1 protein-coding gene is annotated in these 1,826 nt (G+C 38.2%); it reads right to left on the reverse strand.

Features of this window, described 5'->3' with window-relative positions:
* Positions 1–109: 109 nt before the first annotated feature.
* A complete protein-coding gene (ltrA, locus tag WFZ85_RS15905; protein ID WP_342697236.1) occupies positions 110–1,339 on the reverse strand; it encodes a group II intron reverse transcriptase/maturase in 1,230 nt (409 codons plus the stop codon).
* Positions 1,340–1,826 lie beyond the last annotated feature (487 nt).

The following is a 1,826-nucleotide window of genomic DNA, read 5'->3' on the forward strand; positions in this document are numbered from 1 at the left end:
ATCGGGTCAGGCAAGGGAATCGCACCCTTGCCTTCCCACAGAACCGTACGTGAAAGTCTCCCTTCATACGGCTCTTCATGTTAATAAATCATTCTAAAAGTAATAACTTTTATGGATATACCAATAACCAGTGGGCAAATAAATTGGGTTTTTCTTTGTATTTGGTTTTCAGATATTTTACTGATTCCATTTTATATAAGTCCTTTTCCCATTTTACCCATTTCAGTATTCGTGTGTTCAATTGTTTCCACACCATTCGCATGTCGTCTTTCCAAAAATAATGGTAATAATTGATAATTCCTCGTATTACTGGATTGATTTCTTTGGCTAATACTTCCAAAGGTTTTCTGCGCTTGTGTATGTTTAATTCTTTGAACTTCTGCATGATGCTTGTTTTTGACTTCTGACTTACGCAAATACACGGAATGGATTTCACTTCGCCTGTGCCTTTTGTTTTGTAAGCTCTTGGACGAATCGTGAATCCTAAAAAATCAAATCCTTTGGAATATTTCGTGTTTGAAAAGCCTCTTAGATTGACTATTTTGCTTTTCACTTCATGCAACTGTAATTTACACAATTCCATGCGCACCTTAATTTGCCTTAGCATAAATATAGCTTGCTTTTCAGTTTTACAATGCACAACTATATCATCCGCATAACGCTCAAATGGCTTTTCAGGATGATACTTATTCATCCATTTGTCGAAAACTACGTGTAGAAAAAGGTTTGCTAAAAGTGGACTTATTACTCCGCCTTGTGGTGTTCCTGAAATTGATGGCTTAAAGTTTCCATCTTTCTGAACAACTCCTGCTTTTAACCATCTTTCTACATACATCAGTACCCACTTATCAGAACAATAATGCCTTACAGCTTTCATGAGTAATTCGTGGTCGATGTTATCAAAAAATCCTTTGATGTCTAAATCAATAGCAAAATCATGATTGAATGCGTTCGCATTGGCTTGTTCAACGGCTTGATGACAACTTCGATTTGGTCTGTAACCAAACGAACTATTGTGAAATTGTGGCTCTAAAATTCTTTCCAAGTGCTTTCTTACTACTTGTTGCGCTATTCGGTCTAAAATCGTTGGAATGCCGAGTAATCGTTCTCCTCCTGCTTTTTTGGGAATAGCAACTTGTTTGACTGCTTTAGGAAAATAACTTCCAGAACTCAAGCGATTCCATAGCATGTAGAGTTCTTTACTTGCGTTTTTCTGCAAGTATTCCCAACTCATTTTGTCTATACCACCACTTCCAGCATTGGATTTTACTTCCTTGTATGCTTGCCAAACCATTACTTTGGTTATTGGCTGTGATTTTGTTTCATAGTAATCAATCATCCCTTTTAAGGTTGTAAATTGTTTTGAAACCTAACACGCTCAGCCCTTCGCTCCATGCTCATTACAAACACTTCAGCACTACTACGACTAAGTCTGTCCCCAACATCTCAAGCACATCCTTTCTTGTCTGTTTCCTCTTTCGATTTTACAGAACGATGTTGAGTTCACTTGTTCCTTAAAACAGCCTAAATACATGTCCTGCCAACTTAACCCCGGATGCCGTGTACCCAGTAATCAGGTGTCCAATACACTCTTATCATAGGTACAAACGTAACTACCTATTTTTGACATCGTCTATTGCTCTTACGAGGCTTCATCATTGGTTCACTTTCGTTCAGCTCTTTGTATTCGCACCTACAGTAATCGTTGTTACCGTTTTTCCTTATCGCTCACCACCAGATTGTTTCCAAAACTCGCAGCATAAGGTGGTTTAATGGCTACTCCTGAAAGTCGCCATTGAGAGACCTACTCTCATCTGTTTTAAAGC

Origin of the sequence: Flavobacterium aureirubrum, assembly GCF_038739835.1 — a bacterium.
Taxonomy (GTDB): Bacteria; Bacteroidota; Bacteroidia; order Flavobacteriales; family Flavobacteriaceae; genus Flavobacterium; species Flavobacterium aureirubrum.